Origin of the sequence: Bradyrhizobium genosp. SA-4 str. CB756, from assembly GCF_000473125.1 — a bacterium.
In the GTDB taxonomy this organism is placed as follows: domain Bacteria; phylum Pseudomonadota; class Alphaproteobacteria; order Rhizobiales; family Xanthobacteraceae; genus Bradyrhizobium; species Bradyrhizobium arachidis.
Map to the genome: position 1 here is coordinate 4734233 of NZ_KI421499.1, position 25475 is coordinate 4759707.

General features: G+C 64.5%; 19 protein-coding genes, 1 pseudogene and 1 riboswitch. Of the genes and pseudogenes, 8 read left to right on the forward strand and 12 right to left on the reverse strand.

Features of this window, described 5'->3' with window-relative positions; translation table 11 throughout:
• The first annotated feature begins 50 nt into the window (after nucleotides 1-50).
• From BRAGE_RS0123205 to BRAGE_RS0123215, 3 genes and pseudogenes are all read left to right on the forward strand, one after another.
• Nucleotides 51-2540: a GAF domain-containing sensor histidine kinase gene (locus tag BRAGE_RS0123205; protein ID WP_027558796.1), complete on the forward strand. Its 2490-nt coding sequence runs from the start codon at nucleotides 51-53 to the stop codon at nucleotides 2538-2540.
• Between the two features lie 147 nt (nucleotides 2541-2687).
• Nucleotides 2688-5281, forward strand: a pseudogene (locus tag BRAGE_RS49130) (GAF domain-containing protein).
• Nucleotides 5282-5302: 21 nt separating this feature from the next.
• Complete coding sequence (locus BRAGE_RS0123215) at nucleotides 5303-7009, forward strand: alpha/beta hydrolase (RefSeq protein ID WP_027558795.1); 1707 nt, start codon at nucleotides 5303-5305, stop codon at nucleotides 7007-7009.
• A 104-nt stretch (nucleotides 7010-7113) separates the two neighbouring features.
• On the opposite strand, the gene BRAGE_RS0123220 is transcribed toward BRAGE_RS0123215, so the two are convergent.
• Nucleotides 7114-8697: an MDR family MFS transporter gene (locus tag BRAGE_RS0123220; RefSeq protein ID WP_027558794.1), complete on the reverse strand. Its 1584-nt coding sequence runs from the start codon at nucleotides 8695-8697 to the stop codon at nucleotides 7114-7116.
• A gap of 153 nt (nucleotides 8698-8850) precedes the next feature.
• Nucleotides 8851-9366, reverse strand: coding sequence for a YcgN family cysteine cluster protein (locus tag BRAGE_RS0123225; RefSeq protein ID WP_027558793.1), 516 nt, complete (start codon nucleotides 9364-9366; stop codon nucleotides 8851-8853).
• Between the two features lie 292 nt (nucleotides 9367-9658).
• Here BRAGE_RS0123225 and BRAGE_RS0123230 point away from each other — a divergent pair, with 292 nt between their 5' ends.
• From BRAGE_RS0123230 to BRAGE_RS54735, 4 genes are all read left to right on the forward strand, one after another.
• Nucleotides 9659-11950, forward strand: coding sequence for a transglycosylase domain-containing protein (locus BRAGE_RS0123230; RefSeq protein ID WP_027558792.1), 2292 nt, complete (start codon nucleotides 9659-9661; stop codon nucleotides 11948-11950).
• Between the two features lie 9 nt (nucleotides 11951-11959).
• On the forward strand, nucleotides 11960-12538 hold the full coding sequence (locus BRAGE_RS0123235) for a DUF1214 domain-containing protein (protein ID WP_027558791.1): 579 nt from the start codon (nucleotides 11960-11962) through the stop codon (nucleotides 12536-12538).
• Nucleotides 12535-13119 carry a DUF1254 domain-containing protein gene (locus tag BRAGE_RS0123240; RefSeq protein WP_027558790.1) on the forward strand — a complete coding sequence of 195 codons (585 nt, stop codon included), beginning with the start codon at nucleotides 12535-12537 and terminating at the stop codon, nucleotides 13117-13119. The genes BRAGE_RS0123235 and BRAGE_RS0123240 overlap by 4 nt, the downstream gene beginning before the upstream one ends.
• 190 nt (nucleotides 13120-13309) lie before the next feature.
• A complete protein-coding gene (locus BRAGE_RS54735; RefSeq protein ID WP_141262966.1) occupies nucleotides 13310-13558 on the forward strand; it encodes a hypothetical protein in 249 nt (82 codons plus the stop codon).
• A 134-nt stretch (nucleotides 13559-13692) separates the two neighbouring features.
• Here the strand turns inward: BRAGE_RS54735 and BRAGE_RS49135 are convergent, their stop codons facing one another.
• From BRAGE_RS49135 to BRAGE_RS0123270, 5 genes are all read right to left on the reverse strand, one after another.
• Nucleotides 13693-14343: a class I SAM-dependent methyltransferase gene (locus BRAGE_RS49135; RefSeq protein WP_051377989.1), complete on the reverse strand. Its 651-nt coding sequence runs from the start codon at nucleotides 14341-14343 to the stop codon at nucleotides 13693-13695.
• A gap of 63 nt (nucleotides 14344-14406) precedes the next feature.
• The gene (locus BRAGE_RS0123255; protein WP_027558789.1) at nucleotides 14407-15255 is read right to left on the reverse strand and encodes an SDR family NAD(P)-dependent oxidoreductase; all 849 of its coding nucleotides are present in this window, start codon (nucleotides 15253-15255) and stop codon (nucleotides 14407-14409) included.
• A 122-nt stretch (nucleotides 15256-15377) separates the two neighbouring features.
• Entirely contained in the window at nucleotides 15378-16394 is a 1017-nt protein-coding gene (locus BRAGE_RS0123260) for an AraC family transcriptional regulator (protein WP_027558788.1), read from the reverse strand.
• Nucleotides 16395-16402: 8 nt separating this feature from the next.
• Nucleotides 16403-17233 (reverse strand): oxidoreductase, encoded by an 831-nt coding sequence (locus BRAGE_RS0123265; RefSeq protein ID WP_027558787.1) that lies wholly within the window; start codon nucleotides 17231-17233, stop codon nucleotides 16403-16405.
• 187 nt (nucleotides 17234-17420) lie between these two features.
• Nucleotides 17421-17891, reverse strand: a complete 471-nt coding sequence (locus tag BRAGE_RS0123270) for a DUF2147 domain-containing protein (RefSeq protein ID WP_027558786.1) — start codon at nucleotides 17889-17891, stop codon at nucleotides 17421-17423.
• Nucleotides 17892-18129: 238 nt separating this feature from the next.
• A riboswitch (cobalamin riboswitch) is annotated at nucleotides 18130-18337 on the forward strand.
• 126 nt (nucleotides 18338-18463) lie between these two features.
• Here BRAGE_RS0123270 and BRAGE_RS0123275 point away from each other — a divergent pair.
• Nucleotides 18464-20887, forward strand: a complete 2424-nt coding sequence (locus tag BRAGE_RS0123275; RefSeq protein WP_063631286.1) for a TonB-dependent receptor — start codon at nucleotides 18464-18466, stop codon at nucleotides 20885-20887.
• A 69-nt stretch (nucleotides 20888-20956) separates the two neighbouring features.
• Here the strand turns inward: BRAGE_RS0123275 and BRAGE_RS0123280 are convergent, their stop codons facing one another.
• From BRAGE_RS0123280 to BRAGE_RS0123300, 5 genes are read right to left on the reverse strand one after another with little or no spacing between them, the layout of a single operon-like run.
• Nucleotides 20957-21727, reverse strand: a complete 771-nt coding sequence (locus BRAGE_RS0123280; protein ID WP_027558784.1) for an amino acid ABC transporter ATP-binding protein — start codon at nucleotides 21725-21727, stop codon at nucleotides 20957-20959.
• A 26-nt stretch (nucleotides 21728-21753) separates the two neighbouring features.
• Nucleotides 21754-22449 carry an amino acid ABC transporter permease gene (locus tag BRAGE_RS0123285; protein WP_027558783.1) on the reverse strand — a complete coding sequence of 232 codons (696 nt, stop codon included), beginning with the start codon at nucleotides 22447-22449 and terminating at the stop codon, nucleotides 21754-21756.
• On the reverse strand, nucleotides 22446-23240 hold the full coding sequence (locus BRAGE_RS0123290) for an amino acid ABC transporter permease (RefSeq protein WP_027558782.1): 795 nt from the start codon (nucleotides 23238-23240) through the stop codon (nucleotides 22446-22448). The genes BRAGE_RS0123285 and BRAGE_RS0123290 overlap by 4 nt, the downstream gene beginning before the upstream one ends.
• A 56-nt stretch (nucleotides 23241-23296) precedes the next feature.
• The gene (locus BRAGE_RS0123295; protein ID WP_027558781.1) at nucleotides 23297-24199 is read right to left on the reverse strand and encodes an amino acid ABC transporter substrate-binding protein; all 903 of its coding nucleotides are present in this window, start codon (nucleotides 24197-24199) and stop codon (nucleotides 23297-23299) included.
• A gap of 25 nt (nucleotides 24200-24224) precedes the next feature.
• Nucleotides 24225-25385, reverse strand: coding sequence for an aminotransferase class V-fold PLP-dependent enzyme (locus BRAGE_RS0123300; RefSeq protein ID WP_027558780.1), 1161 nt, complete (start codon nucleotides 25383-25385; stop codon nucleotides 24225-24227).
• Nucleotides 25386-25475 lie beyond the last annotated feature (90 nt).

The following is a 25475-nucleotide window of genomic DNA, read 5'->3' on the forward strand; positions in this document are numbered from 1 at the left end:
GATAATCCGCCCTGGTGCCGCGCAGGTCGCGGCATCAGGCCGGAATGCGAATGACCAACCCTTCCAACGATGTCGCCGATGCACTCGCCGCCGAGAACGCCCGGCTGCGCAGCGAGCTTGCGAGCGCGCGCGACCGCCAGAGCGCCAGCGCCGAGATCCTGCGCACCATCGCGGCCTCGCCTTCCGACGCCCGGCCGGTGTTCGAGGCGATCGCATCCAGCTCAAAACGCCTGCTCGGCGGCTTCTCCGCCACCGTGCTCCAATTCATCGGCGACGAGCTGCATCTCGTCGCCTATACGCCGACGAGCCCGGAGGCGGACGCGGGACTGATGGCCTCGTTTCCGCGGAAGATCACGGAGTTTCCGACCTTCGGGCTGGTGCGCGGCGGCGAGACCATCCAGTTTCCCGACAGCGAAGCCGATGACGTCCCGCAGCTCAACCGCGATCTCGCGCGGCTGCGGGGCTTCCGCAGCGTCCTGTTCATGCCGCTGATGAACCGCGGCGCGCCGGTCGGCATGATCAGCGTCACCCGCGCCGAGGTCGGCGCATTCGCGCCCGATCTCGTGCAACTGCTCCAGACTTTTGCCGACCAGGCCGTGATCGCGATCGAGAATGCGCGGCTGTTCAACGAGACGCAGCAGACGCTGGAGCGGCAGACCGCCACGGCGGACATCTTGAAGGTGATGGCCGCCTCGCCCTCCGACGTGCAGCCGGTGTTCGACGCTATCGCCGCCAGTGCCAACCGCCTGATCGGCGGCTTCTCCACCGCGGTGCTGCGCTATATCGACGGCGCAGCGCATCTTGCCGCCTTCACCCCGACCGATCCGGCCGGCGACCGCGTGCTCCAGGCATCATTTCCGGTGCCGTTCGCGCAGTTCCCGCCTTACCGCCTCGTGGCGGGCGGCAGTGCGGCGCAGCTGCCGGACACCGAGCTCGAGCCAGCCGCGCGCGACATCGCGCGCGCCCGCGGCTATCGCAGCATGCTGTTCGCGCCGCTGATGAGCGAGGGCGAGGCCATCGGCGTCATCATCGCCACGCGCCGTGCGATAGGAACGTTCGACGAGCATCACGTCCGGCTGCTTCAGACCTTCGCCGACCAGGCCGTGATCGCGATCAAGAATGTCAGCCTGTTCAACGCCACCAGGGAAGCGCTGGAGCGGCAGACCGCGACCGCCGACATCCTCAAGGTGATCGCGGCCTCGCCGGCCGACGTCACGCCGGTGTTCCAGGCCATCTCCGACAGCGCCAAGGTGCTGGTCGGCGGGCATTCCACCGCGGTCACGCGCGTGATCGGCGGCATGCTGCATCTGGCCGCCTTCAGCACCGACAACGAGGCCGGCAATGAGGACTTGCTCAGCTCGTTTCCGACATCACTGTCGTCGTCGGGCATTCACAGCCGGGTGGCGACCAGCAGCGAATATGCGTTCCGCAGCGACATGCAGAACGAGCCCGATCTCACGGAGGCCATGAAGGAGCTGGCGCGGACGCGAGGCTATCGCAGCATTCTCGTGGTGCCGATGCTGCGTGACGGCGTTGCGATCGGAACCATCGGCGTGACGCGGCCTGAGGCTGGTCATTTTCCCGAAAAGGCGATCAACCTGCTCAAGACTTTCGCCGACCAGGCCGTGATCGCGGTCGAGAACACCCGCCTGTTCAACGAGGTGCAAGATCGCACGCGCGAGCTCGCCAAATCGCTCGACGATCTGCGCGCTGCGCAAGACCGGCTGATCCAGACCGAGAAGCTGGCCTCGCTCGGCCAGCTCACCGCCGGCATCGCGCACGAGATCAAGAACCCGCTCAACTTCGTCAACAATTTTGCCTCGCTCTCGTCCGAGTTGACCGACGAGCTCAACGAGGCGCTGGCGCCGGTCCCGCTCGCCGACGATGTCCGCAACGAGATCGAGGAGCTGACCGGGCTCTTGAAGGACAATCTCGGCAAGGTCGTGCAGCACGGCCGGCGCGCCGATTCCATCGTCAAGAACATGCTGCTACATTCGCGCGAAGGCGGCGGCGAGCATCGCGAGAGCGACATCAACGCGCTGGTCGAAGAGAGCCTCGACCTCGCCTATCACGGCGCGCGCGCCGAGAAGCCGCAGTTCGACGTGACGGTGAAACGCGAGCTCGATCCGGCGGCAGGTTCCGCCGACGTCTTCCCGCAGGAGATCACGCGGGTGCTGCTGAACCTGGTCTCGAACGGATTTTATGCGGTGACGAGGCGCAAGGCGGACACCGGCGCCGCCGGTTACGAGCCGGTGGTGACGGCGACCACCCGCGACCGCGGCGACCGCATCGAGATCCGCATCCGCGACAATGGCATCGGCATCCCCGACGAAGTGAAGGCGAAGATGTTCAATCCGTTCTTCACCACCAAGCCCGCCGGCGAAGGCACCGGCCTTGGACTGTCGATGAGCCACGATATCGTGGTGAAGCAGCATGGCGGCACGATCGACGTTGCGACGGAGCCCGGCAAGTTCACGGAGTTCACGATCCTGCTGCCGCGGAAGAGCAGCTTCCCGGACGGAGGCAAGGACTCCCCCTGACCGCGAGATACCGTTCCGCCGATATCTCCGACGCCCGTCTTTCCGTAAGAATATCGCTGGCCCCCTCGATTTCGGGGTGAAATAATCGAGCTCCTGACAAGGGTTTGAGCCCAGCGCCGCCAGGCTTTGGGCAATATGGATTTCAGGATGACTGCGCTTCCGCAGGACGTAGCGACCGAGCTCAATGCAAAGATCACCGAACTCGAGCAGCGATTGCAGGCGGGCATCGCCGAGAACGACCGCCTGCAGTCCGAACTGGACCTGTCACGTGAGCGCCAGAAGGCGAGCGCGGAAATCCTGGGGACCATCGGCAGCACCCGGGGCAACGCGGCGCGGTCGTTGCAACGGATCGCCGAGACCTGCGGAGCTCTGTTCGGGGCACCCAGCGTCTCCATCCGGCTGGCCGAAAACGGCGAGTGGACGCAGGCCATCGGCTATGGTGAGACCTCGGGCCGCGTCCGTTCTGCCGTTCCGTCAGCGACGCTCCGCATTGGCGGCCCGAACCTCCCAGGCACCGTGGTGGCGGAGAATCGGCAAATTCACATCCCAAACCTCGACCAGATCGATCCCTCGATGGCCGATTGGCCCGGCCTGCCCCACGCCCGCGCGGCCGGAACGCGCACCATGTGCGGCACGCCGCTGCGTCAGGAAGGAACGGCGGTCGGCGCACTGATCGTCTACCGCGACAGATTGTTGCCATTCACGCCGGAAGAACTCGCGCTGCAGCAGAGCTTTGCGGATCAGGCCGTGATCGCGATCGAGAACGCGCGGCTCTTTAACGAAGTGCAGGCGCGGACGCACGAGCTTACCGAAGCACTCGAGCAACAGACCGCGACATCGGAGGTGCTGAGCGTCATCAGCCGATCGGCCGGCGACCTCGCGCCGGTATTCGACGCCTTGCTGAGCAGGGCAATGCAACTCTGCGCCGCCAGTTTCGGCGTGCTCAACACCTACGATGGAGCGCACTTCCACACAGCGGCCACTTACGGCCTGCCGCCCGCCTACGATGAGCACCGGCGCCAGATGCCACTCAGCTATGGTCCGGCCACCGCGCCCGCGCGCCTCTTGAAGGGTGAAGCGTTCGTCGAAATCGCCGACCTGCTCGAGTCGGACGCCTATCGCAGCGGAGAACCGAACCGTCGGGCGCTGGTCGATCTCGGCGGCGCGCGCTGCGTGCTCGCGGTGCCGCTGCTGAAAGACCAGCGAGTGGTCGGCAACGTCATGATCTTCCGGCAGGAGAACCGGCGCTTTTCCGAAAAGCAGATCGCGCTCCTGCAGCAATTTGCTGCCCAGGCGGTCGTTGCGATCGAGAACACGCGGTTGCTCCGAGAATTGCGCCAACGCACCGAGGATTTGACCGAAGCGCTGCAACAGCAAACTGCGACTGCAGACGTGCTCAAGGTGATCAGCCGCTCGGCTTTCGACCTCGAAACCGTGCTCAGTACGCTGACCGAATCTGCCGCGCGCCTTTGCGGTGCCGACATGGCGGCAATCACGCGGCAGGTATCCGACGGGGCTTATTATCATGCCACCCGACACAATTTCTCGCCGGAATGGGAACGCGTATCAAAAACCCTTCGCCTCGGCCCGGGCAGGGGCAGCGTGGTCGGACGTGTGCTGCTGACCGGCAAGGCCGTGCAAATTCCCGACGTGCTGGCCGACCCGGAATACGCCTTTCCCGAACAACAGAGGGTGGCCGGGTATCGTACACTTCTCGGCGTGCCGTTGCTCCGCTCCGGCCAGCCGACTGGCGTGCTCTTTCTTGGCCACAAGACCGTCCGGCCCTTCAGTGACCGGCAGATCGAACTGGTGCAGACCTTCGCCGACCAGGCCGTCATCGCGATCGAGAATGTACGCCTCTTCGACGAGGTGCAGGCCCGCACCAAAGAACTTGCCGCCTCGCTCGATGACCTCCGTACCGCGCAGGACCGACTGATCCAGACCGAGAAACTCGCCTCGCTCGGCCAGCTCACCGCCGGCATCGCGCACGAGATCAAGAACCCGCTCAACTTCGTCAATAACTTTGCCGAACTGTCATCGGAGTTGACGAACGAACTCAACGATATTCTGAAGGCAGCCAGCCTCGCCGACAAAATCCGCGACGAAGTCGATGAATTGACGGGCATGTTGAAGGACAATCTGCAAAAGATCGTGCAGCACGGCAAGCGCGCAGACTCCATCGTCAAGAACATGCTGCTGCATTCGCGCGAAGGCAGCGGCGAGCATCGACTGAGCGACATCAACGCCCTGGTCGAGGAGAGCCTCAACCTCGCCTATCATGGCGCGCGCGCCGAGAAGCCGCAGTTCGACGTCACGATGAAACGCGAGCTCGATCCGGCGGCCGGGCAAGCCGACGTGTTTCCGCAGGAGATCACGCGGGTGCTGCTAAACCTGATCTCGAACGGGTTTTATGCGGTGACCAGGCGCAAGATGGACAATGGCTCTGGCGACTACGAGCCGATCGTGACCGCCACCACGCACGATCGCGGCGACCACATCGAGATCCGCATCCGCGACAACGGCATCGGCATCCCCGACGAGGTGAAGGCGAAGATGTTCAATCCGTTCTTCACCACCAAGCCGGCTGGCGAAGGCACCGGCCTCGGCCTGTCGATGAGCCACGACATCGTGGTGAAGCAGCATGGCGGCACCATCGACGTCGCGACGGAGCCGGGAAGTTCACGGAGTTCACGATCCTGCTGCCGCGCAAGAGCAGCTTCCCGGATACCGGCAAAGGGTAGCGGCGATCGGAAGGGGCCTTCATGACTCTGGCGCGGTTCATTCGGCGACAATTGCTCTCGCTGTCCGGCGTCGGCCTCATGCTGGGCGCCCTGTTCTTCGCAGGCGCGCTGACGCCGACGCTGGTGCCGCGGAGCTATCTCACGCAAGGCGCCCTCGCCGGCGGCTGCTTTGCGATCGGCTACCTCGCCGGCAATCTCTGGCGCTGGCTGTGGCACTATCTCGAGCTGCCCGAACCTTCGCCGCGCCTGCGGTCAGGCGCCAATGCACTGGTCGCGACGGGCTGCCTGATCGTCGTCGTCATCTATCTGTGGCGCGCCGCCGAATGGCAGAATTCGATCCGCACCGTGATGAAGATGCCGCCGGTCGAGACCGCGCATCCGCTCAAGGTCTGCGCTGTCGCCCTGATCACGTTCGTGGTGCTGCTGGTGCTGGGGCGGCTGTTCGCGCTTGTCGCGCGCGTCCTCGCTGCGCGCACGGAGCGCGTCATCCCCCGGAAGGTCGCCAACGTCATCGGCGTGCTCGTCGCAGGCCTGCTGTTCTGGTCGATCGCCAACAATGTCCTGATCCGCGTGGCGTTCAACGCGCTCGATTCATCCTTCCGTGAATTCGACGCCTTGTTCGAGCCCGAGCGGCCGCAGCCGACCGATCCCAATCGAACAGGAGGTGCGGCATCACTGGTGAAATGGAAAGAGCTCGGACGCACGGGGCGACGCTTCATCGCTTCGGGCCCGCGCGCTGCCGAGATCAGCGCCGCCACGGGACAGGCCGCGCAGGAGCCCGTGCGGGTTTATGTCGGCCTCGGCGGCGCCGGCACGGCGCAAGCCCGCGCAAGGCTTGCGCTCGACGAGCTCAAGCGGCAGCACGGTTTTGACCGTGCCGTTCTCGTCGTCATCACGCCGACCGGCACCGGCTGGATCGATCCGTCGGCGATGGACACGGTCGAATATCTCCACCATGGCAACGTCGCCAGCGTCGCCATGCAGTACTCCTACCTCAACAGCCCGCTGTCGCTGTTGTTTCAGCCCGAATACGGCGCGGAGGCTGCTCGCGCTCTGTTCGCGGAAATCTACGGCTACTGGACGACGCTGCCGACAGACAAGCGGCCGAAGCTGTATCTGCACGGGCTCAGCCTCGGCGCCCTGAACTCGGAGAAATCCGCCGAGCTGTTCGAGACGATCGGCGATCCCATCGCCGGTGCGCTGTGGAGCGGACCGCCGTTCGAGAGCCGCATCTGGCGCTCGATCACGGCGAACCGCAATCCGGGCTCGCCGGCCTGGCTGCCCGAATTCCGCGACGGCCGCTTCGTGCGCTTCATGAATCAGAATGGACCGACGGTGCCGCCGGATGCACCATGGGGTCCGATGCGCGTCGTCTATCTGCAATATGCCAGCGACGCGATCACGTTCTTCGCCTACCGCGATGCCTTTCAGGCCCCGGCCTGGATGAGCGCACCGCGCGGGCCGGACGTCTCACCGGAGCTGCGATGGTATCCGATCGTGACGATGCTGCAGCTTGCCCTCGATATGGCGGTCGCGACCAATACGCCGATGGGCTTTGGCCACGTCTACGCGCCAGAGCATTACGTCGATGCCTGGGTCGCGGTCACGGATGTCCATGATTGGTCCCCCGATGCGCTGGCACGGCTCAAGAGCCATCTTGCGGCAAGAGCACGGCAGCCTACCGCGGGCGGTTCGGACGAAGACCCCTATGCCGATCGCGGCGGCTAACGCATGATCCGGAAAAGTGCGAAGCGGTTTTCCGAAAGATCATGCGCAAACAACAACCTAAAGCGCGATGACGATTCATCCTGATCTCATCGCGCTTTAGGTCCCTACTCCGCCATCTCCACATGCTTGGTAACGGAGGGACCGGCGAGCGGCCGCTCCTCCATCATGATCAGGCAGAACGCGGCGCCGGCCATCAGCGCGGTGGCGGCGCCGAAGACGTAGCGGAACGCGTGCCGCATGTCCTCGGTGGGAATCACGACGCCGGCAGCGGCGTGGTGCTCGCCGGCGAGCGGAATGTCGGCACCGAGCGCGATCAGCAGGATCGCGGCGAAGGCTGCGACCGTGAACGAGGACATCAGCGAGCGGAAGAAGTTCAGCGCGCCGGTGATGGTGCCGACCTGCGGACGGGCGACGGAATTCTGCAGCGAGACCACGCAGACCGGGAAGGTCGTGCCGAGGCCGAGCGCAAACGCGGCCATGAATGTCAGTAATGCCCAGAGCGGCAATGTCGTGAGTGTGAGGCCAAGGCCGCACAGCGCAGCCCAGGACGTGCCGATGATGGCGACGCGCTTATAGTGCTTGGCGCGCGCCATGGTGCGGCCGGCGATCGCCGCGCCGCAGGTCGAGACGGCCGCGAGCGGGATCAGCGCAAGGCCCGCTTCGCTGGCGCTGAGGTGATAGACCGACTCGTAATAGAGCGGCAGCTGGACCGTGAGGCCGGTGATCGCACCGAGCGCGCAGCCACCGGCCGCCAACCCGTAAGGCGCGACCGATCCGCCGAGCAGCGGCAAAGGCAGGAACGGCTCGTCGGCGCGACGCGCGTGCCAGACGAAGGTGACGGCGAGCGCGACCGCACCGCCGACCATCGCAAGCACGGTCGGCGACAGCCAGGGAAAGCGCGTGCCGCCCCAGGTCAGCACCAGCATGAAGACAACCGCGGAGGCCATCAGCAGCACGCCGCCAAGCCAGTCGACCTCGCGCTTGCGGTGGAATACCGGGATCTTCTTCATCTTCGGCAGCAGCAGCGCGAGGGCGGCGGCCGTGAGCGGCAGATTGATCCAGAAAATCATCGACCAGTGCAGATGTTCGGCGAACACACCGCCGATCACCGGGCCCAAAATGCCGCCGACCATCCATACGCTGGAGAAATAGGCCTGGTATTGGCCGCGCTCGCGCGGGCTCACGACGTCGGAGATTACGGTCTGCACGACCGGCATGATGCCGCCGCCGCCGAGCCCCTGCAGGCCGCGCGCCAGGATCAGCATCGGCATGTTCGGTGCGATCGCGCAGAGGATCGAGCCTGCGACGAACAGGCTGAGCGAGGTGATGATCATGGCCTTGCGGCCGTAGATGTCGCTCAAGGTGCCGAACACCGGCGCAACGGCGGTCGAGGCGAGCAAATAGGCGGTAATGACCCAGGACAGGTTCGAGACGTCCTGGAACTGGCGCCCGATGGTGGGCAGCGCGGTCGCGACGATGGTCTGATCGAGGGCGGCCAGGAACATCGTCAACATCAGGCTGATGACGATGGTGCGGACCTCGTCCGAGGTCAGCGCCGCGGGCGGCGAGATGGACGGCGCGTCATCGACGCTGATGACCTCGCTCGGAAGGCGGGAGAGCTCTTCGGCGATATCGTCGGGCAACGCCTGGATGTCGGCAGAACTGCTCTGCCGGTCGAACTTGTTCATCTCGATCGGACGTGGTGTGGCGGCACAACGCCGCGAAGGATTCGTTCTATGCAAGCAATGTAGAGAGCAAAATCCTTCCCAGGCAGGCACCGCGGCGCATGGGTGCATCCCGCACGGGGGCCATCCCGAACATGTGATCCCGCGCGCGGCGGATCAGTCCTTCGGGCGTCGCTTCAGGCGTGCCCGTTTCGGCAGCACGGCCGGCCATTGCACGATGTGGTCCTCGAGCTCCTCGTCCGGGATGTCCTCTTCGCTGCCCTCGACCCGGCCGCGCACGGAGACGCCGGCCTCATGCACGGTGTTGGGATCGCCGGAAACCAAAGGATGCCACCAATAGAGGTCGCGCCCTTCCGCGACGAGCTTGTAGCCGCAGCTCGGTGGCAGCCAATTCAGGGTACGGACATTGGCCGGGGTCAGGCGGACGCAGTCGGGAACCTTGGCGGATCGATTCGGGTAGTCCTTGCAGGCGCAGGTGCCGGCATCGAGCAGCTTGCAGCCGACATGGGTGAAATAGATCTGGCCGGTGTCCTCGTCCTCGAGCTTGTTCAGGCAGCAGCGGCCGCAGCCGTCGCACAGACTTTCCCATTCCTCCCCAGACATCTCTTCCAACGTCTTGGTTTTCCAGAAGAATCGTTCCTGGCCGGAAGGTCGTTTGGGAGCTGCGGTCATGCGCCTCAACAAGGTTCGAAAGAGCTACGGCTAACGCCATCTAGGGCGTGCAGCCAGGGTGCTGCAAGCAAGCCCCTCTCAAGGCCCGTAATGAACCGGGGTCAATTAGGCCTGTTGTTCAAAATAGCGAGCCTGACCATTGGTTTATAGGCCATGCTCGGCTAGAAGGAACAACAAGTCCCTCGGACGCTTGCCGGGCGCCTTGGGTTTGCCGCAACATTCCCTCAAGACGTCTCGGCGCCGCCCCGGCCGGGTGCTTGAACGCTATCGTACCGAGCCTCAAGGGTTCTAGGTGGTCCAGAACACACCATCCAACTGGAAGAGCAAGGTCCGGAATTTCTTCCTGGACCTCGATGCGCGCATCGACTCCTCGCTGTTCTCCTCGGCCAAGGGCATCCGCGAGCTCTATGAGCGCTACTCGACCTTCATGGACCGCTTCTATGTCGGGCGGTGGAAGCGCTGGGTGTTCATCGAGCCGCTATCGGAGGCCGCGACCCTCGGGCTCGGCGGGCTCGTGCTGCTGCTCACGCTCGCCATCCCCGCCTTCCGCGAGACCGCGGACGAGGATTGGCTGAAGAAGTCCGACCTCGCCGTGTCGTTCCTCGACCGGTACGGCAACCCGATCGGCAGCCGCGGCATCAAGCACAATGATTCGATCCCGCTGGAAGATTTTCCGGACGTGCTGATCAAGGCGACGCTCGCAACCGAGGACCGCCGCTTCTACGACCATTTCGGCATCGACATCGCCGGCACCGCCCGCGCGCTCGTCACCAACGCCCAGGCCGGCGGCGTCCGCCAGGGCGGCTCCTCGATCACGCAGCAGCTCGCCAAGAACCTGTTCCTGAGCAACGAGCGCACCATCGAGCGCAAGATCAACGAAGCCTTCCTCGCGGTCTGGCTGGAATGGCGCCTGACCAAGAACGAGATCCTCAAGCTGTATCTCGACCGCGCCTATATGGGCGGCGGCACGTTCGGCGTCGACGGCGCCGCGCACTTCTATTTCAACAAGTCGGCGCGCGACGTGACGCTGGCGGAGGCTGCGATGCTCGCCGGCCTGTTCAAGGCGCCGACGAAATACGCGCCGCACATCAACCTGCCGGCCGCCCGCGCCCGCGCCAACGTCGTGCTCGACAACCTCGTCGATGCCGGCTTCATGACCGAGGGCCAGGTGTTCGGCGCCCGCCGCAACCCCGCCTTCGCCGTCGACCGCCGCGACGAGGCTTCGCCGAACTACTATCTCGACTACGCCTTCGACGAGATGCGCAAGCTGGTCGATACGTTCCCGAAGTCCTACACCGAGCGCGTCTTCGTCGTTCGCCTCGCGATCGACGCCAACGTGCAGAAGGCCGCGGAAGACGCGATCGAGAACCAGCTGCGCCAGTTCGGCCGCGACTATCACGCGACGCAAGCCGCAACCGTCGTCGCCGATCTCGACGGCGGCATCCGCGCCATGGTCGGCGGCCGCGATTATGGCGCGAGCCAGTTCAACCGCGCTACCGACGCCTATCGCCAGCCGGGCTCCTCGTTCAAACCCTACGTCTACACCACCGCGCTGCTGAACGGCTTCACGCCGAACTCGATCGTGGTCGACGGCCCGGTCTGCATCGGCAATTGGTGCCCGCAGAACTACGGCCATTCCTATTCAGGTTCAGTGACGCTGACGCAGGCGATCACGCGCTCGATCAACGTCGTGCCGGTGAAGCTGTCGATCGCGATCGGCCAGAAGGAACAGCCGAAGGCGCCGAACCCGGCCAAGATCGGCCGCGCCAAGATCGTCGAGGTCGCGCGCCGGTTCGGCCTCAAGGCGCCGCTGCCCGACACGCCGTCGCTGCCGATCGGCTCGGACGAAGTCACCGTGCTCGAGCACGCCGTCGCCTACGCGACCTTCCCGAACCGCGGCAAGTCGGTGACGCCGCATTCGGTGCTGGAGGTGCGCACCGGCGCCGGCGACCTCGTCTGGCGCTGGGACCGCGACGGGCCGAAGCCGAAGCAGGCTATTCCGCCGAACATCGCCGCTGACATGGCCGGCATGATGAGCCACGTGGTGAGCGAAGGCACCGCGCGCCGCGCCGCGCTCGACGGCATTCCGACCGCCGGCAAGACCGGCACGACCAATGCGTATCGCGACGCCTGGTTCGTCGGCTACACCGGCAATTTCACCTGCGCGGTCTGGTACGGCAATGACGACTACTCGCCGACCAACCGCATGACCGGCGGCTCGCTGCCGGCGCAGACCTGGCACGACATCATGGTCGCGGCGCATCAGGGCGTCGAGGTCCGGGAGATTCCCGGCATCGGCATGGGCCAGAAGCTGCCGCCGCAGCCGAAGGATGCGAACGCGCAGGCCAGCGCGGCGCCGAAAGTGCTGGAGACCAAGCCCGGTCCGCCGCCGGTGCTGACCAAGCGCGGCGCCGACATCCTTGTGCGCGTCGAGAAGCTGCTCGACGACGCCGCCAAGACCGCGAACAAATCGGCGGCCGACGACAGCAAGCAGGCCAGGCCGTCGCCGTCGACGAGCGCGCTCGCCTTCCCGCAGAACTATGCGGAAGAGAATGCGAACGCATCTGGCCCGCGCAAGAACTGATCGACGTCCGTGCGGCTGATCCTGATCACATTGACGGCGCTTCTGCTCGCAACCGTGGTGGGCCTGGGCGCGACCTGGATGACGACGACGCGCGGCACCGAGATCGGCGCGCTGACGATCGGCCCGTGGACCGCGCGCCCGCGCACCGGCACCGCCGACGTCGATCCCTATTCGCGCGCCACCATCGTGCGCAACGGCGAGCTGCCGATCGGCACCGGTGACGGCGTCGCCTTCACCGCGACCGCGGACGACAAGAAGAAGGCGCTCGACGGCCGCTGCGACGTCGTCGTCTCCGGCGTGACGCCGCCGGCGCGGTTCTGGACGCTGACGCTCTATGATCGCAAGGGCCACCTCGTCGCCAACTCGCTCCAGCGCTACGGCTTCACCAGCCAGGAGATCGTGCGGTCGTCCGACGGCTCGTTCGAGATCCGCATCGCCTCGCGCTCGCGCGCCGGCAACTGGCTGCCGACCGGCGGCATTGAGCGCTACGCATTGATGCTGCGCCTCTACGACACGCCGGTCGGCGTTGCCACCCGCACCCAGCGCGATGCGCCGATGCCCACCATCAAGACGGTGGGCTGCTCATGATCCGCCTCTTGTTCACGATCGTCGCGGGCGTGGTGCTGGGCCTCGTGGTCCATCTCGTCAGCGTGCTGGCGCTGCCGCGGATCGCGACGCAGGACGCCTATTCGCGGCTGACGCCGATGACCAAGCTCAACGGCGTCACCCAGCTTCCCCTCGCCGATCCGCAGACCTCGCCGATGCCGTTCATGGACCCGGCGTTTGCGATCGCGATCTGCCGCTATGACCTCGCGGGCGGCCCGCTCAAGCTGACGGTGCCGGTGAGCCAGGCCTATACGTCGGTGTCGTTCTACACCCGCAACGAGATCGCCTATTACGCCATCAACGACCGCTCGGCGGGCAAGAAGGTGATCGAGCTCGACCTGATGACCGAAGCGCAGCACAACGAGCTGCCCGAGGACGAAGAGGTCACCGCCGCCGACCGCCTGATCATCGACTCTCCCAGCACCACCGGCCTGATCGTGATGAAGGCGCTCGCCGCCGAGCCCGGCCTGATGCCGCAGGCGCAGGCCTCGCTCCAGACCGCAACCTGCGCGCCGCAGACCGAGCCGCCGGCCAAGGCCGAGGCGCCGCGCGGACGGCGCTGACGCGCGGCTGTTTCGGCCAGCTCAAAACAGAGTCCAAAAACAACCCCATGCACAGTAGAAGGCCGCTTTCCGGCCCATGCCCTGTGCTTGCGGCGAAGCCGTTGACGTTTCGGTGCAAAACATCGGTTCGGCGCAACAGCTGAGGAACAGTCGCCTGCCTCCGCAGTTTCCTCAACTGGAGGAAACACCGATGAAAACAGCAACCCTTGCTTTAGCGATGGTCCTGGCCTGCTCGACCGGCTATGCCTCGGCCCACAGCGCCAAACGCCATCATCATCACGGCTGGTTCAACTCAATGAACATGATGCACGGTCCCGGAAGGACGGCTGCACGTACCGACCCGAACGGGACGGCGGGCGGGCCGACGAGCGTCAGCGGCACCGGCTCGTCGAAGTTCGGAGGACAGATCCCGGGAGCCAGTGGCGCAGCCCGACAGTAAGTCCGCTGAGCTGACGCCTCAAAACTGAAAGGGCAGCGCCTTTCGGTGAGTTTGACACGTCGGGCAAAACACGGGCATAATGGCATCATCGAGAGTTCGTCACACCCGCACGGAGCAATCCGCTGCGGGTGTTTTCATTTGGGAGCACGGAGCGATCTCCAGGACGTAACGTCCCGAGCTTGCTCGTCGACGTCGCCCCCGCCCCGGAGGCGCGGACGCCGCCGGATGCGATAAACGGATGCCGGCGGAAGATTGAGCGCGGTCCGGCCGACCAGGCTCGCCTTCAGCCCGAGACGGTCAAGAATGGGCCGCGGCACCGGGCAGCGAGGTCCGTAGGTGAACTGATAGAGCGTGCTGCCCTCCTGCATGTGGCGGAAGACTCCCGTCAGGATCGCGATCACCTTGCGCGGCGACATCGACAGAAGCGGTAGGCCGCTGACGGCGGCAGAGGCCGGTGCCACGAACGGCTCGTATTGGGCGAGCTGGCGCGCATCCATCCAGAGCACACGCGCTCTTGGGAAGCGCTCCTGCAACAGGCGGACGAAATCCGAACCATATTCGATCAGCAGCAGGTCGCGCTCCGCGACGCCGCGCCGGAGCAGCGCCTTGGTGAAGATACCGGTGCCAGGCCCCAGCTCGATCACCGGCCCGGTCCCCGGCATGATCTCCTGCGTCATCAGGCGCGCCAGTGACTGGCCTGATGGCGCGATGGCGGAGACCTGCCAGGGATTGGACAGGTACGAGCGGAAGAACTGGAAGAAGTCTGCAACTGCGGTAGCGTTCATTGCGATCCTCTGTTTCCCGCTCGCAAGGAGCAGACGGGCCTGTCGAGAAAAGGGCTGGTGCGACTAAGATGCGATGTTGTGTTCTCTCGCCTCGCCCTGAGCAGCGTTGGAGAGGGATTCCCACGCTTCCCACGTCGCGAGGCGATCGGCATAGGCAGAGCGGGCGCGCGGCAGACCTTCGGTGCCGACGAAGAACCGCAATGGCGGATTCTCGGCGTCGACGATCTTCAGGATCGCATCGGCCGTCGCCTCCGGTTCGCCAAAAGCAAGCTTGGCGCCGGCGGCAAATACCTCCGCCCGCGTGTTGCTGTAGGCATTGATGACGGGCGAAATCCTGAGCGAGGCCGTGCTGGCGAACCCCGTCGCATAGGCGCCAGGCTCGAGCAGCGTGACTTTCAACCCGAGGTCCTTGACCTCCTGGGCCAGACTTTCATGGAGAGCTTCGATGGCGAATTTCGAGGCGTTGTAGAACCCGGTGATGGGCCCGGCGACGATGCCCGCAACACTCGACACGCCAATGATGTGGCCGCCGCCCTGCCGTCGCAGCAAGGGAAGCGCGGCCTGGATGACGCGCAGCGTGCCGAAGAAATTCGTGTCGAACTCGGCGCGGACATCGGCCTCGAGCGCCTCTTCGATCGCCCCGACCAGCGCGTAGCCTGCGTTGTTGAGCACGACGTCCAGCCGTCCGAAATGCGCGTGAGCCCGGCTCACGGCATTCTGCACCGCGTGGGCATTGGTCACGTCCAGGGCCATCGGCAGCACGGCATCGCCGTAAGCTTCCGAGAGATCAGCCACGTCAGCCAGGATGCGGGCGGTGGCAGCCACCTTGTCGCCGCGCTTGAGCGCAGCCTCCGCCCAGATGCGACCAAAGCCGCGGGATGCCCCGGTGATGAACCAGACTTTGCCAGACATGCGATATCCTCGATGGATTGAGTTGGACTTACTCGGCAAGTCCTATCCTCGCTGGCCTCGATCGACAGTGACGAGGTGCGCCAACGAAGTTGCCGCAGGCGCCAAAAAGGGCGCAGCAACCGTCAGTGAATCTTGTTGCCATGCAGCTCGCGCCAGCGGCTCGGCGTCACGCCTTCCCAGTAGCGGAAAGCGCGATAGAAGGAGCTTGCGTCCTGATAGCCCAGGAGGCATGCGACCTCGTCGATGTCGGCGGTGGGATCCGACAGGAGTTGCCGCCCGAGCTCCTGACGCGCCTCGACGAGAAGCTCGCGGAAGCTCGCACCTTCGTCGGTGATGCGGCGCTGAAGGGTTCGCTCGCTCAAGCCGAGATCGCGCGCCACGTCGGACAATTCGGGCCGCCCGCTCGCAAGGCTCCGCTTCAGGACGACCTTGACCTGCTCCCTGACGGAGCTGCGCGCTTCCAGCTCGCCCAGGGCGGACGCCAATGCCGGCGTCAGGATTTCGAGGAGTTCCTTGTTGTGCCCGGGAAACGGACGATCGAGGTCTGCGGATTTCAGGACCAGCAGGTTTCGTGCCGCGCCATAGCGGATCTGGCATTCGAAATATTTCTGGTGGACGTCGCTCTTGGGACGAGGACGAACCAGCTCCACCCGCTTCGGCGTCAGGTGCTGTCCGGTCCCACGACGTCCGAGCTCGACCAGCGAGGCAAAGGTCACGTCGGTCGAAATCGCGGGCTCCGGATCAGTTGCATACGGCCACTCCACCGCGACAACGCACTCGTCCTCGCCTTCCCTGACCTGCAGCTGCTCGGGCGAGCACAGCCGCTTGAAGCGCGCAATGCGGAGCAATCCGTCGCGATAATCCCTCGCATAGAACGCAGCGAGGCTCGACGGCGGATGCACCGCCGTCTCGACGCTCTGGACCAGCATCAAGCCGAGCCCCGGCTCCGGCTTCAGCTCCTCCAGCGCTCTCCAGAGCGCAAAATATTGCACTGTGGTGACCTGCCCCTGCTCGTTCAGGTGCAAGGTCGCCGGCAGTTTCGCCTGCCGCAACAGCACGGCCGGCGGCACGCCGATATGTTCAACGGCCTGCCAAAAGGCTCGGGGGACCTTGCATCTGTCTGCCGCTGTACCACTCATGAACAATCCTAGCGCATCTGGCTCATGATCACGCGGTCGAACAGGCGGTCGCCGAACCATTCGCGAATCTTGATCATGGGCAAGGCATATTTACCCGCAACGTAGCGGGTGCGCGGCTTTGGCTCCTTCACGGCCCTGGACACGACGCCGGCGATGACGCTTGGATTGGTGCCGCGTCCCTGTCCATAAGCCGCACGGGTCGATTTCGCGACGGCCTGCGTCAGCTTGGCGTAAGGACCTCCACCCGATCGTTTGAGCAGGCCATTGGCAACCACATCGCCAAATCCCGTCTCGATCAGGCCGGGCTCGACGACGACGACCTTGATGCCGAACGGAGCCAGTTCAAGTCGCAGGCAATCGGACCAGCCTTCCAGCGCATGCTTGGTCGCATGGTACCAGGCACCCAGGAGGGTGTAGATCTTGCCGCCCATCGAGGTGATGTTGACGATCGTGCCTGCGCGCTTTTCGCGCATCTTCGGCAAGAGAAGCTGCGTCAGGCGAGCGGCGCCGAACAGGTTCACCTCGAACTGGTAACGCGCTTCGTCGATGCCGACCTCCTCGACGGGACCGTAGAGGCCGAAGCCGGCGTTGTTGACGAGCACATCGACGCCATCCACCTCGCGCAGGATGGCATCGACCGTCGCCTGGATGTCGGACTCGCTCGAAATGTCCATTCTCAGGGACCTCGCCCCGAGCTCGACGAGATCATCCATCTTGTCGACGTGCCGCGCGGCGACGAAGACCTGGAATCCGTCCTTGATAAGACGCCTTGCGATTTCCTTGCCCATGCCGGAGGACGCTCCGGTGACGAGCGCCGTTCTCTTCGACTTGTCGAACATTTCAACCTCTCTTCGTTCCTGTCTTATCCTGCGGCCTCCGTGGCAGGAATTGACTGACCAAGCGCGCCAATAGACTTGCATAACACGCCAATCCTGACGACCGATTTGGGCCGCTGTATTCCCAAGAAAAAGCGCGGTACCAGCGACCGCGCTTTGGCAAGACAGTTCGGGCCTGGCGGAAATCCGTTCAGCCGCGAGCGCGGTGGAATGTGCGGGTTTGTCCCATCGCGGGCAGCCCGAGATAGCCTCGGAGGTGCATCTTGCCGTCCTTGACGGTGGCCTTGCAGTTGTAGGTGCGGCCGGACGAGGCGTCATAGATCGTGCCGCCGCCCCACTCGCCATCCTCCCAGCGCAAGCCGGCGATGAAGACAATGTTCTTCAGCGACCGCGCACGCAGCGCGGGATCGGGGTTCTTGGCGTCCTTCTTGAAGGTCACGTTGTCCGCCTCCACGATCTCGTTGCCGTAGAGCATGCGCGCCTGGAATTCCGTTCCGCTCCTGAACATGTCGAGCTTCACCGTGCCGTCGTCCGCCTCCCATGTCCCGACGATCGCATCGGGGACTGGCACCTCGCCGTGCGCCATCGAAATCTGTCCGATGTTCACGGCTGCCATCAGCAGGAAGATGGCGGATCGACGGGAGTGAAGCGACGTTTGCATGGTGCGTTCCTTGGTTTGCGGTTGGGCGAGCGATCGAAGCGCTCGCAGGTCTCGCAAATGTCTCTAGATTTCGGGAACAGCGTTTGCAGCGGCAGAAGGCGCCAGCGGAATTGCGCCGCGCGCCAATCGATGCCGGCGCGAATTTGGATGGTCGGGCAAAACAGCCACACATGGCCATTATCGAAGGTCGGGCCAATCGACGGGTCCCCTTCGGATATTGACGGCTTCATCGCCAGCTGCCAGTTTCATGATCGGTAGTGTCCGCAAGGACTATTCAAGGGAATGCGGTGCGTCCGTCTCGACGGACAATTCCGCGGCTGCCCCCGCAACTGTAGGCGGATAGCCGACGACCAAACGAACCACTGGAGCCCCGTTCGGGCCTCTGGGAAGGCGGTCGAAGGCGATGACCCGCGAGCCAGGAAACCTGCTGCCAGCCATGAGTCACGCGCGAACGCATTGGGCGGGGTGCCCCGATGTCGGACAAGTAGCCGCTGCATCTGCCGCCTGGGGCGAAGGTAGATGACTAAGGCAACCGCGGTGACAGTTTATTTGCGTCGCCGCAGAGCGTTGTCGTGCAAACTCTTCATTCTCGTGCCGGCGTTGCGCCAGGCTATTCACGTGTTTTCCTGATCTCCCTGCTCTCTTCCGTGTCGCTGTCGGCGGCTGCGATCGCGCAGAGCGTGGACCGTGACAAGCCGCCCGTGGAGATCGGTCCAGTGACTGTCTCCCCGTCCACACCGAGGACGGCGCCTGCAATCAGCCCGGGCAACCAAAAGCCTCGGACCGCCCGCCGGGCCACGGGGCGAAGACCGACAGCACCGATCGCTGCAAGGCCCACCAACCCGCCCGCCGGCGACACGACACCGTTGAACACCGCCGCCGTCGCCGGGGTCTCCTCTCGCCTCGGCATTTCGGCCCGGGAGACGCCGGCGACCGTCGAGGTCATCAGCCAGCAGACCATGCAGGACCTGGGCATCCGGACCACCACCGACGTCGCAAAGGCGGCAGTCGGCGTGACTGGCGGCGATGCGCCCGGGGCACCAGCGATCTTCTCGATGCGCGGCTTTTCCGGCGATCAGCTCAACACCCTCTACAACGGCATTCCGATCGGGCCGTCGACCATGACCGGCCGTCCCATGGATGTCGCGGGCCTGCAGCAGGTCGAGATCATCAAGGGACCGGACTCGCTGGTGGCAGGTCTTGGCGCAACCGGCGGCGCCGTCAACTACGTGACCAAAGCGCCGCATACCGGTCCGATCGTCAACGAAGCCTTCACCTCCTACGATTCCTTCAACGGCTATCGCGCCGGTTATGGTTCGGGCGGCTCTACGCTGATCGATGGCCTCGACTACCGCTTCGACATCAGCCATTTCAACGACAAGAGCTTCATCGAGGACAGCTACTCCAGGCTCAGCAATGTCTCGGGCCAGCTGAATTATCGCGTCAACGATAGCCTGAAGGTCTGGGGCGCAGCCGAATACAGGCAGGACAAGGACCGCTTCTACTGGGGCACGCCGATCGTACCGGCGAACGGGCCGGGCATCGTGCCGACGAATGGCATCGTCTCGGGGGTCTGGAGCAACTATTACCTCGGCGGCGGCACGCCAGTCCCGCCGACGATCGACGCGCGTACGCTGACCACGAGTTACAACGTGCTCGACAATCACAGCGGCGCCAGTGAGCTCTGGCTGCGCAGCGGCTTCCAATGGGACATCACCAACAGCATCTCGCTGCGCAGCCAAGTCTACGGCTATGACGCGCACCGGCACTGGTTCAACAACGAGATCTCGTCGTTCGACCAGACTGTCGGCAACTTCGCCGGCGCGCAGAGCATCTATCGCGAGCGCCTGGCGCTGGATCACGCGCAGCGGCTCTACGGCAACATCACCGACCTCACCGTCAATTCCAGCATTGGCGGAATGGACAACCGCTTCGTCGCGACCGTGGCGGCGAGCAACAACCAGTTCAACGTCTCGCAGGACACGCTGTTCTTCAACGACTACGTCGACCTGCTCAATCCCGACCGCGGGCCCTACGGCCCTCGCAGCGACGAGAAGATCTACACCCGCGTCAACACCGCCTCGTTGTCGTTCGAGGACCGGCTCAAGCTGACCTCGACCTTCGCGTTGATCGGCGGCATCCGGTTCGAGGACATCAAGCTGGACCGGACCCGCTTCTTCCCCGACGGCACGCTGGAGTCCGCGAAGGGGTATCCCTTCTCGACGACGTTCAATCCCGTCACCGGCCGCGTCGGCTACACCTGGGACATCACCCCGGGCGTGATGCTGTACAGCCAATACGCGACCGCGGCAGACCCGACGGTGGCCAACATCTTCATCCTCGCACCGTCCGTGCCGCTCCTGCTGACGACGTCGCGCACCTACGAGACCGGCGTCAAGGTGCTATCGGCCGACAAGCGGGCCGAGGCCACGTTCTCGGCCTTCGACATCCAGCGCAAGAACGTCTACGTCCCGGAGAGCGGCATCGTCTTCAACGTCGCCGGCAAGATCGAATCCAAGGGCATCGAGATTGCGGCGGCGATCAACCCGGCCGCCGGCCTGAAACTGTGGGGCAACGTCGCCTTCGTGCAGTCGCGCTTCATCGATTTCAATTATGTCGATGGCAATGGCGTATTCCAGTCCTATTCAGGCAAGACGCCGCCCAACGTGCCGAACTTCATCGCCAATGCCGGCGCCTCGTACCGGTTCGACACGACGCTGCCGGTCGAGATCGGGGGCCTGATGCGTCACGTCGGCGACCGCTTCAACTTCCAGGACAATCTGCTCGTCATGAATGCCTACACCACGTTCGATGCGTTCGCATTCGTCGACATCCCGAAAGCGTACTTCCCGGGGGTGGACCGGACGCGGATTTCATTCCGGGTCAGGAATTTGACGAACAAGCGCTATGCGGCCTGGGGCGACCCGGGCTACGCCGACGAGATCATCCTCGGCGCGCCGCGTAGCTATGAAGTGGCGGCTTCGTTCCGATGGTGAGGAACGCTGGGGCAGCATCGAGGATGAGAACCGTCAGGATCTCATTGTCGCCGCAGAGCCAACCCGCTCCTAATGGATGATCTGGCCGAGGAACGCCCTCGCCCGCTCCGTCTCGGGCGCACGGAAGAAGGTTTCCGGATCGGCCTCCTCGACGATGGAGCCGCGATCCATGAACACCACGCGGTCGGCGACCTCGCGGGCAAAGCCCATCTCGTGGGTGACGCAGACCATGGTCATGCCGTCCCGCGCGAGCTCCACCATGGTCTCCAGCACCTCCTTGACCATCTCCGGGTCGAGCGCGGAGGTCGGCTCGTCGAACAGCATGATCTTCGGCTGCATGCACAGCGCGCGCGCGATGGCGACGCGCTGCTGCTGGCCGCCGGACAGCTGCCCCGGATATTTGTTCGCCTGATCGTGAATGCGCACCTTGCGCAGGAAGCCGAGCGCACGCTCCTGCGCTTCCGCGCGGGACAGGCCGCGCACCTTCATCGGCGCCAGCATGCAGTTCTCGACCACCGAAAGATGCGGAAACAGGTTGAAGCTCTGGAACACCATCCCCACTTCGCGGCGGACGCTGTTGACGTCGCCCATCCGGTCGGTCAGCTCGACGCCATCGACGACGATGCGGCCGCCGTCATGCTTCTCGATATGATTGATGCAGCGGATCAGCGTCGACTTGCCCGAGCCCGAGGGACCGCAAAGCACGATCTTCTCGCCCGCAGCGACATTCAGGTTGACGTCGCTCAGGGCCGTGAAACTGCCGAACCGCTTCACCAGGTTCTCGACGGTGACGATGGAAGCGGACCGATTGGCCCCGTTCCCGTTCATCTGCTGAAGCATTTGCTCCCTCCGAAGGTTTCGCTTGTCTATCGGCGCATTCCCGCAATCGCATAGCGCTTGCGCAAGGATGCTACGCATTGCGATGCCACAGAGCTGATCGCGAGGTAGACCACCGTGATGACCAGATACATCTCGACCAGACGGCCGTTGAGCTGCGCGAGCTTGGAGGCTGCGCCGAGCAGATCGGTGAGCGACAGCACGTAGACCAGCGAGGTGTCCTGGAACAGGATGATGGTCTGGCTCAGGATGATCGGGCTGGCGACACGCAGCACCTGCGGCAGGATCACACAGCGATAGGTGTCGAAGGTGGACAATGCGAGCGCCTGGCAGGCCTCGAACTGTCCCCGGTTCACCGCCCGCAACCCGACGCGGATGATTTCCGAGTAATAGGCGGCCTCGAACAGACCGAACGTGATGAACGCGGTCCAGGTGGCGCCGATCGGAATCGGGCGGCCGTTACCGGCGAGATGGCCGAGCACGATCGGCACCAGGAAGAAGAACCAGAACAGGACCAGGATCAGCGGGATCGAGCGCATCAAGGCGACATAGCCGCGCACGAGCTTGCCAAGCACGGGCACTTCGAAGTGCTGCACCAGGGCCAAACAGGTGCCGAGGATCAAGCCGACCACGAAAGCCACCGCGGTCAGCGCCAGCGAAAACAGCAATCCCGACCAGAGATACGGCCATGCCTGAGCAACAATGGAGAAATCGAGGCTGTTCATTTCACGACCTCCATCGCATCGGGCAAAGAGCCGACCTGTTCGGCGGCCTGCATCGACGCCGGTTCGACCGCATCCTCTGCGTGCCCCGTGCCCGGAACGCGCACGGCCCTGTCGATCAGCGCCATGCCCTGGTAGGCGATGAGCGCCAGCGCGAGGTAAACAAGCGTCGCAGCGCCGAACGCGGTGAAGGTCTGGAACGTCGCTTCGCTGATCTGCCGGGCCTGTGCCGTCAGCTCCATCAGCCCGATCGTGAGAGCGACGGAGGTGTTCTTGTAGATGCCCATCACCTCGCTGGTCAGGCTCGGGATGATCAGGCGCAGCGCCTGCGGCAGGATGACGTAACGATAGGTCAGATAACCGCCGAGCCCGAGCGCGCTTGCCGCCTCGACCTGTCCCTTCGGCAGCGCCTCGATCCCGGCGCGAACCTGTTCGGCGATCCTGGCCGCGGTGTAGAGGCCGAGGCACACGAGCGCCGGGAAGAACGATCCCCACGGCGGGGGAATCTGCTTGATGGCGTTTCCGAGCGCGGCGGGGAGGATCTCCGGCAGCACGAAGTACCAGAGGAACATCTGCACCAGCACGGGGATGTTGCGGAAGATCTCCACATAGAGCCGCGCCAGGGCCGCGACGATCCGGCTCTGCGCGGTCCGGCCGATGCCGACGATGACGCCGACGGCAAAGGCGATCCACCAGCCGAAGAACGCCAGCGCCAGCGTCCAGCCGAGGCCCGACAGCAGCCAGTCGATATAGCGCTGGCCATCCGCCGTCTGCTCAAAAAGCACTGTGAACATGGCGAACCTCGAAGCTCAGGGTGCGAGCAGTTCTGCGCGATGCGCTCCGCTATTGCCTAGTCGACCGCATCGCTGGGATGTGCGATCCGTTCCATCAGTTCGTCCGTCAGCGGGAACGCGAGGTTCTCGCCTTTGGGCGGGATCGGCTTGGTGAACCATTTGGCATAGGTCTTCTCGAACTGGCCCGACGCCATCTGCTTGGCAAGAACGTCATCGACCAGCGCCTTGAAGCCTGCATCGCCTTTCGTGAACATCAGGCCATAATAGATCTTGGCATAGCCCTCGGGGAGGAAGATCAGCGCGTCGGGTTTCGGAGCGGCGGCCTTGAGGCCGGCGAGCAGGATATCGTCCTCCATGAAGGCGGCCGCGCGGCCGGTGTTCAGCATCAGGAAGGATTCCGCATGGTCCTTTGCCTGGACGATGTTGAAGCCGAGCTGCTCCTTCGCATTGACGCCTTGCGCAAAGCCCACGGCATTGGAGCCCTGGGTGACGACGATGGTCTTGCCCTTCAGATCGCGGGCGGTCTTCAGGCCGCTGTCGGCCTTGACCAGCCAGCGCGGCTGGCTGACGAAAGTGGCGACGGAGAACGAGACCTGCTCCTGGCGCTTCCTGTCATTCGCCGTGCCGCCGCATTCGATATCGACCGTACCACTCTGGATCAGCGGGATGCGGTTGGACGAGTTCACCGGCGCATAATTGACGCCGAGGTTCGGCAGATTGAGCTCCGTCTTGATGCGCTCGACGATGCCGGCGCAGAGGTCCAGCGAAAAGCCGATCGGCTTCTGATCTGGACCGAGATAGGAGAACGGGATGGAGGCCTCGCGGTGGCCGATCGTGATGGCACCGCTCGATTTGATCTTGGCAAGCGTCGGACTGTCGGCTGCGACCGCAGGGCCTGCCAAGGCGGCGATGGCCGCAAGGCCGGACAGAACGCTCAATACACGCGCAAGACTCGTCATGTGCATCTCCCCTCTGAAGAACAGCCTAGGCGGCCCTGGATGACGGCTTCACGCCGCGCCGCTTGATGACATCGATCAGGCGATCGACATCGGCGAAATTGTTGAACATCCCGAACGACACGCGAATGCCGTCACGCTCCGGCGAGACACGGACGCCGTTCTGCTCGAAATGGCCGAGCCATTCGGCGGCAGGCAGCGCGATGACGTAGATGTGCGGCGCGCGATGCTGCCGCGCGCGGGGGCCGACGAGACGAACGCCCAGCGCATCGAGCCCGGCGATGAGATGATCGCCGAGGTCGAGACAATGGTTCTGGATATTCTCGACGCCCAGCGCTTCGATCATGTCGAGCGAGGCACCGAGCGCATGGATCGCCGGAAGATTGAAATTGCCGAGCTCGAAACGGCGCGCGCTCGTGGCGAGATCGAGCCTGTCAGGACGGGCAATCAGATCGGCCGGGACTTCCGCAAGGCTGGCGGCCGCGAGATAAGCCGGCTCCAGCTCGGTCCTGGACTTGTCCCAATAGAGGAGCCCAAGCCCCTGCGGCACGAGCAACCCCTTGTGGCTGCCCGACCCGACGAAGGTCGCGCGCATGGCCTTGGCATCGATCGGCACGACGCCGATCGCCTGCATCACGTCCACGACAAAATAGAGCCCCTTCTCCGCGCAGAGGGCGCCGATGCTTTCGATGTCGAAGCGATGGCCGGCGTGGAAGGTGACTTGCGACATCGAGATCGCCCGCGTGCCGGCATCGATGTAGGGACGAACGCTCTCGGCGTTCACGACCTCCGTCATCGGCACGAACTCGACCGTCACGCCCTTGCGTCGCAGATTGAGGAAGGCATAGGCGTTGTTGGGATGATCGCCATGGATCATCAGGACCTTGTCGCCGGCGCGCAGCGGCAGCGCGTTGGCGGCGATGTTCATGCTTTCCGAGGTGTTCTTGGTGAAGGCGATCTCATCGGCCGACACGCCGAGAAACCGCCCCAGCTTTTCGCGGGTCTGCTCGACACGATCGAGCCACACGCTCTTGGGGCCAGCCGTCTCGAGACCTTCGCGGAGGAACTGATCGATCGCCGCCTTGACCGGTCGCGCCAGCGGCGTCTGGAAGCCGGAGTCGAGATAGGTGATCCGCTCGACCGCCGGAAACTCCTTCCGCACAGCATCAACATCGAAGTGGCCAGACATCCCATTCTCCCGGCCCGGCAGGGCTCGTTCTGCGTTGCACAAATCCTGTTCATCGTTTGGCAGCGCCGACGATATGGGCAACCAGCGGCG